This is a genomic window from Streptomyces sp. (assembly GCF_050698815.1).
GTDB lineage: Bacteria > Actinomycetota > Actinomycetes > Streptomycetales > Streptomycetaceae > Streptomyces.
Map to the genome: position 1 here is coordinate 1 of NZ_JBOHCV010000281.1, position 5,970 is coordinate 5,970.

Here is a 5,970-nt window from a genome sequence, read left to right on the forward strand (position 1 = left end):
CCCAATTCGTGAGTTGAGCCGCTGAAGATCGCGAAGGCGCGGCTGAAAGCGGAATAGGCACCCGCCTCGAACGGGAAGACCTGCAGGGTGACGTGTGGCAGGCGCGCGACTTCGATCAGCCGCTGAAGCTGCTTGCGCATGACGTCGGGGTCACCGACGCGCGTTCGCAGAGCTCCTTCGTGAATGACGGCGTGGTAGTCGTCGACCGAACCATCCTGAATGATGCGCTGCCGGGCGAGGCGGAACGTCACGTAGTCATCGACCCTCTGATCGCTGTCTCCCGTGGTGAGGCAGACAGCCCGGGCGTACGCATCCGTCTGGAGGAGACCGGGTACGAGCAAAGGTTCGTGAACGCGGACGGTGGACGCCCGCGATTCCAGCTCGGCGAGATCGAGGGCCGAGTTGCCCATGACGACGCGGTAGCCGTTCCACCAGCCTCGGCCCCGCTCCTGTGCCATGGCCATCAGGCCCTCGAAGAGTGGGCCCTCGGAGCAGCCGTATGCGCGCAGCAGTTGGTAGAGGCCGTTGCGCGGGACGTCCACGCGTCCTGCCTCGATGTTGCTGATGCGCTGACGGTCGGCGTCGATGATCCCGGCGGCCTTGTCACCGGAGAGCCCAGCGCTGACACGGAGCTTCTTCAGTTCTGCTCCGAGTCTTCGCTGACGTTCGGTGGGGTGGCTCCTGGGTGGCATCCGGTCCTCCTCGTAGGCACGACCCGGTCAGTCTCATGGCAGGGGCAACGGCCAGTTGCGAAAGCTTCGTTGGCGTCACTCACGCGAGTGAATCGAGAGGAATAGGTTGCAACTCACGCTACCGATTCCTCTAGGTTCCTACCAACACCCGATCGCCGAGGGGGTTCGGAAGTGCACCGCGCCGTATCGCAGTTGGGGCGCGGCGATGCCACCGAACGTTCGCGGGGCCGGGGCTGACTGGAAGGAACCCGAACCTCATGTGCCCGAATCCCGGGGCGCCGTGTGCGCCCGGCTTCTCGTTGACCTTTCCGCCCGATCCCGCCTGGGTGCGGACGTGCCGCGAGACCGTGCGCACCTCCACCACTGCCCGGAGCGAACTCACCGACCTCGCCGTCCTGCTCACCTCCGAGTCCGTCAGCAACGCCATCACTGCCAGTGCCGACAGCGGCTGTCGCCATCCCATCAGTCTGTTCGGAGAGTGGGTGCCCGACGGTTCGTTCCGCGTCCACGTACGGGACGGCGCACCCGGGGTGCCGGTCGTTCAGCAGCCCGCGTTGACCGACGTGCACGGGCGCGGGATGTATCTCGTCGCGAACTGGGCCTCCCGGTGGGGCGTCTGCATCGACGGGCCCGGGCCGGGCAAGTCCTTCTGGTTCCAGCTGGGGTGCGGCTGATGGGGCCGGGTCGGCGTGCGGTCACCGTGCGGCTCGGTCCCGGACAACTGCGGTCCGCCGCCCGCGTGTTGCGCCGAGTCGGATTGCGGGTCGAGATCCACGCCGAGCACCCCGCGCCGCCGCCCCCGCGGTGCGGCAAGCACGCCGGTGTCGTGCGGCTCGTCCGGCTCCGGCTCTCGCCGCGGCTGCCACGTGGGCTGGTGGTCGTCGAAGGGGTGTCCGTGGAGATCGAGGGGTTGGGCGATGGCGATCAGCGGCCCGCGTACGTGACGCCCGATCTCACCGTCTGCCCCGCCGGATTCCTCGCCTCCGACGAGCGGTTGCTTCATCCACAGGATGTGGAGATCGCGGTCGAGGTCGTCACCGCTGACGCGACGCGGGAGCAGGTGGTGGAGACGGTCGGCCGGTACGCGGGAGCCGGCGTACGCGCCCTGCTCGTCGTCGACCCCCGTACGGACCCGGGGAGTTGGACCCTCCATACGGAGCCGGTCGCCGGCAACTACTGGCTCACCCGGCCCGGCCGGTACGGCGAGCCCGTATCCCTGACCTCCCTCGGCGGCAGCCTGGCCACCGACCGGCTGCCGCGCTACGTGCCGTAGACCGTTGACGTTGACTGACGTTGACCGACGTGGATGACCCACACACGTCCTCAGTCGAACGTGACCCGGTCCAGCCAGAGGTCCAGCAGTTTCGAGTCGCCCAGGACTTCCACCCGGTCACTGGTTCGAGGGTTCGGTAGAGCGTCCGGCGGTAGGCGTGCGCGCGACTGCCAGCGCGAAGGAGCCGCCACGGCCGGGCCTTGGTTGTGTTGGCGGGCGGCGTGTCACCAGGATGCGATGAGGGGCTCGTCGTGCTCGCGCCGCAGCCATTGCTCGTTGATGCGGCAGAGCCGGGCCGGCCCGGCCATGCCGTACCCCGCGGCGATCTTGTCATCGCGGATCTCCAGGATCATGACGCCCACGACACGGTCGTCGAACGCGGCGATCACGGCGGGGCAGCCGTTGACCACGCCTGCATAGATCCCCGGGGATCCGCCGGCCAGCTTCCGCTTGGCCGGAGTCGGCTTGAAGGCGCCTCGCATGACCGCGGCCAGCTGTTCGGGGCCCGTGTAGTGCAGCAGCTTCCTGGATGTCCCGGCGCCGTCGGAGACCGCGGTCGCGTCGTCGGTCAGGAGGGCCACCAGGCGTTCGGTCCGGCCTGAGGAGGCAGCATCGACGAACGCCTCGACGATGCGGTGTGCGGAGGCGCGGTCGACTTCACCGCCGTTGCGCTCGGCGGCGATGCGGCACCGGGCCCGGTGGGCGTGCTGCTTGCTCGCGGACTCGGTCAGGTCGAGGATCCCGGCGATCTCAAGGTGGCTGTAGGAGAATGCCTCGCGCAGCACGTAGACGGCCCGCTCGACCGGCGCGAGGCGCTCCAGGAGCGTCAGCACCGCCAACGTCACCGATTCGCGCTGCTCGACGGTGTCGGCCGGGCCGAGCATCGGGTCGCCGTCGAGGAGCGGTTCGGGCAGCCAGGCGCCGGCCGCGCGTTCGTGCCGCACCTTCGCCGAGCGGAGCCGGTCGAGGGCCAGGTTGGTGACCACCTTGGTCAGCCACGCCTCGGGCACCTCGATGCGATCCCGGTCGGCGGCCTGCCAGCGCAGAAACGCGTCTTGCACCGTGTCTTCGGCGTCGGCGGCCGAGCCGAGGAGACGGTACGCGAGCGAGGCCAGCCGGTTCCGGCCGGCCTCGAAACGCTCCACGGCGGCAGTGTCCATGAGGGCCACTATGCGGCGACCCCTCCGGTCGAACGGTCGGGCGCGGTTGCCAAAAGCGGCGAGCGGTGCTTGCGAGCCGGCCTCCCGAAGGTCGGGTGCTTGATGCCCCATGCGGAACCTTTGAGAATGCCCGCCTTGAGGCGCGCGGCCGTCCGGCCGCGCAGGGCCCAGGACTTCGATCGCGCGTCGCCGTCGACCAGCTGGAAGAGCGCGTCCTTCCGTCCGAGGCTGATGTGGTTTCCGTAGTACGCCAGCGACGTCTTCGAGATCTTGCTGCCGGTCAGGTCCCCGATGATCGCGGCCGTCGCCTGCATGCTGGTGAACCCCGCCGAAGCGCAGGACATCGGCAGTGGCTCACCGTTCTCGCCGATGGTGTAGACGCTGTCACCGGCGGCATAGACGTCCGGATGGGATACCGAGCGCATCTCGCGGTCGACCGTGATCCGGCCGCTGACCTGGACGTCGAGACCGCTGGCAGCCGCGATGGGGTGGACGGCGAAGCCGGCCGCCCACACGGTCGCGTCGGAAGCGAAGGCGGTGCCGTCGGCGGCGAGGGCCCTCCCCGCCTCGACGCGTTCGATGGTGGCGTTCTCGTGGACGGTGATGCCGAACCGGTCGAAGGCGCGCAGCAGATGGCGGCGGGCCTTCGGGCCCAGCCAACCGCCCAGCTCGCCGCTGGTGGCGAGGGTGACCTGGAGACCCGGCCGGGATTCCGCGATCTCGGTGGTGGCCTCGATCGCGGTCAGATTGCCGCCGACGACCAGTACCTTCCCGCTCTCGCCCAGCTCGTCCAGGCGTGCGCGCAGGCGCAGCGCGGACGGCCGTCCCGCGACGTCGAAGGCGTGCTCGGCCACGCCCGGGATCCCGTGGCCGGCAACGGTGCTGCCGAGCGCGTAGAGGAGGGTGTCGTATGCGAGGCGGCCGGATCCGTCGCCGTCGGCCACGAAGACCGTACGGCGCTCGGCGTCGACGCCGGTGACGCGCGCCAGCCGCAGCCGGACGCCGGTGCCCTCGTAGATCTCCGCCAGCGGACGGTGGCGGAGATCCTGTCCAGCGGCGAGCTGGTGCAGGCGGAGCCGCTCGACGAAGTCGGGTTCGGCGTTGACGACAGTGATCTCGAAGTCGTCCTGGTGGAGGTGTCGGGCGAGGTATCCGGCGGCGTAGGCTCCGGCGTACCCGGCCCCGAGCACGATGATGCGGTGCGGCATTCTCTCGCTCCCGTCTGGTTCGCTTGCCCTCTGGACGAGACAGCGCTCAGATCCGTGACAGGCCGCCAGTGTGTCGTGGGTCACAACGACCTAAGACGGCTGGGACGGGCGCCCCACCACCCGACGCCTCAAGTGACGCCCACTGCCGGACGCTCTTAATCCGTTGAGCCACCAAGCTCCGCCCTGCTACCAATGGCGGGTTCGCGACCGCTGATCACGGAGCACTCGAAGGGCTGGCTCGCATGGTTCTCGGAGATCTGGTCAAGCTGCGTCCGATGGAGCCTTCGGATGCCGAGGCGCTGTGGCGGTGGAACCACGATCCGGACGTGGTGCGTTGGATGGACGCCGTCTACGCCCAGTCGCCGGCCCAGGTCAGGAAGCGGATGGAGGAGCGGCCGCCCAACGCGTACGGCGATGTGCTCTACGGGGTCGAGACACGCGACGACGCCCAACTCATCGGCCTCGTCCGCCTGCGCGACGCCGAGCCGGAGACCGGATGCGCCGAACTCGACATCTACATCGGCGAGAAGGAGTACTGGGGGCACGGCTACGCCACCGACGCGATGCGGACGATCTGCCGCTACGGCTTCGAGGAGATGCGCCTGCACAAGATCACGCTGAGCGTCGTGACCGAGAACCACGCCGCCCACCACATCTACCGAAAGGTCGGCTTCGTCGAGGAAGGCAGGCTGCGTCAGGTCTTCCGACGTGGTGGCCAGTGGTACGACATGTTCACGATGGGGCTGTTGGAAGGCGAACTCCGCGGTCCGTCGTGAGACGTCCGAGCAGGGCAGAGGGTGAGCGATGAGCGCGGCGGAAGTGCCGGAGGGCCCGGGTGGGTTGAAGCGGCGGCTGGGCGTGTTCGACGCCGTGGTGATCGGCCTGGGGTCGATGCTCGGCGCGGGGATCTTCGCCGCTCTCGGCCCGGCCGCCGACGCTGCCGGGTCCGGTCTGCTGTTCGGCCTGGCGGTGGCCGCGATCGTTGCGTACTGCAATGCGACATCCTCCGCCCGGCTGGCCGCCCGCTACCCCGCCTCCGGCGGAACCTACGTCTACGGACGCGAACGCCTCGGTGACTTCTGGGGTTACCTGGCCGGGTGGGGCTTCGTGGTCGGTAAGACCGCCTCCTGCGCGGCCATGGCCCTCACCGTCGGGTCGTACCTGTGGCCCGGCCAGGCCCACGCGGTCGCCGTGGCCTCGGTGGTGGCGCTGACCGCCGTGAACTACGCCGGGGTGCGCAAGTCCGCCTGGCTCACGAGGGTGATCGTCGCCATCGTGCTGGCCGTACTGGCCGCCGTGGTCGTCACCAGCCTGACCGGCGGCACCGCCCAGGCCGCCCGGCTCGACCCCGGGGCCGGCGCCGGCGCCGACGCCACCGTGGGCGGGGTGCTGCAGGCGGCCGGGCTGCTCTTCTTCGCCTTCGCCGGGTACGCGCGCATCGCCACCCTCGCCGAGGAGGTGCGCGACCCACGGCACACCATCCCCCGGGCCATCACGGTCTCCCTGCTGGTGGTCGTCGTCGTGTACGCCGTGGTCGGCGCGACCGTCCTGGTGGTCCTCGGAGCGGACCGGGTCGCCGCCTCGGCTGCTCCCCTGGCCACCGCGGTGGAGAGCACCGGATGGGACTGGGCCTCCCC

Annotated in this window: 7 protein-coding genes; 4 read left to right on the top strand and 3 right to left on the bottom strand. The window is 69.8% G+C overall.

From position 1 onward, the window contains the following. Positions 1-692, bottom strand: a 692-nt coding sequence (locus ACRDP3_RS10185; protein WP_431516548.1) for a helix-turn-helix domain-containing protein, incomplete at its 3' end; no start/stop codon positions are given. A 257-nt stretch (positions 693-949) separates the two neighbouring features. Between ACRDP3_RS10185 and ACRDP3_RS10190 the strand changes: the two genes are divergently transcribed. After that, on the top strand, positions 950-1,366 hold the full coding sequence (locus tag ACRDP3_RS10190) for an ATP-binding protein (RefSeq protein WP_431516549.1): 417 nt from the start codon (positions 950-952) through the stop codon (positions 1,364-1,366). Then, positions 1,366-1,965 carry a Uma2 family endonuclease gene (locus ACRDP3_RS10195; protein WP_431516550.1) on the top strand — a complete coding sequence of 200 codons (600 nt, stop codon included), beginning with the start codon at positions 1,366-1,368 and terminating at the stop codon, positions 1,963-1,965. Before ACRDP3_RS10190 ends, ACRDP3_RS10195 begins: the two co-directional genes overlap by 1 nt. 224 nt (positions 1,966-2,189) lie before the next feature. On the opposite strand, the gene ACRDP3_RS10200 is transcribed toward ACRDP3_RS10195, so the two are convergent. Next, entirely contained in the window at positions 2,190-3,125 is a 936-nt protein-coding gene (locus ACRDP3_RS10200; protein ID WP_431516551.1) for a sigma-70 family RNA polymerase sigma factor, read from the bottom strand. An 8-nt stretch (positions 3,126-3,133) separates the two neighbouring features. Next, positions 3,134-4,333, bottom strand: coding sequence for an NAD(P)/FAD-dependent oxidoreductase (locus ACRDP3_RS10205; RefSeq protein ID WP_431516552.1), 1,200 nt, complete (start codon positions 4,331-4,333; stop codon positions 3,134-3,136). A 242-nt stretch (positions 4,334-4,575) separates the two neighbouring features. Between ACRDP3_RS10205 and ACRDP3_RS10210 the strand changes: the two genes are divergently transcribed. Both ACRDP3_RS10210 and ACRDP3_RS10215 read left to right on the top strand, forming a co-directional pair. Then, positions 4,576-5,109 (top strand): GNAT family N-acetyltransferase, encoded by a 534-nt coding sequence (locus ACRDP3_RS10210; protein ID WP_431516553.1) that lies wholly within the window; start codon positions 4,576-4,578, stop codon positions 5,107-5,109. Positions 5,110-5,137: 28 nt separating this feature from the next. Further along, positions 5,138-5,970: APC family permease (locus ACRDP3_RS10215; RefSeq protein ID WP_431516554.1), on the top strand; the 833-nt coding region annotated here is incomplete at its 3' end.

What these genes read in the sequence shown, in the direction of transcription:
- ACRDP3_RS10205 (WP_431516552.1), bottom strand. Translation starts at nt 4,333, where the DNA reads ATGCCGCACCGCATCATCGTGCTCGGGGCCGGGTACGCCGGAGCCTAC.
- ACRDP3_RS10195 (WP_431516550.1), top strand. Translation starts at nt 1,366, where the DNA reads ATGGGGCCGGGTCGGCGTGCGGTCACCGTGCGGCTCGGTCCCGGACAA.
- ACRDP3_RS10200 (WP_431516551.1), bottom strand. Translation starts at nt 3,125, where the DNA reads ATGGACACTGCCGCCGTGGAGCGTTTCGAGGCCGGCCGGAACCGGCTG.
- ACRDP3_RS10210 (WP_431516553.1), top strand. Translation starts at nt 4,576, where the DNA reads ATGGTTCTCGGAGATCTGGTCAAGCTGCGTCCGATGGAGCCTTCGGAT.
- ACRDP3_RS10190 (WP_431516549.1), top strand. Translation starts at nt 950, where the DNA reads ATGTGCCCGAATCCCGGGGCGCCGTGTGCGCCCGGCTTCTCGTTGACC.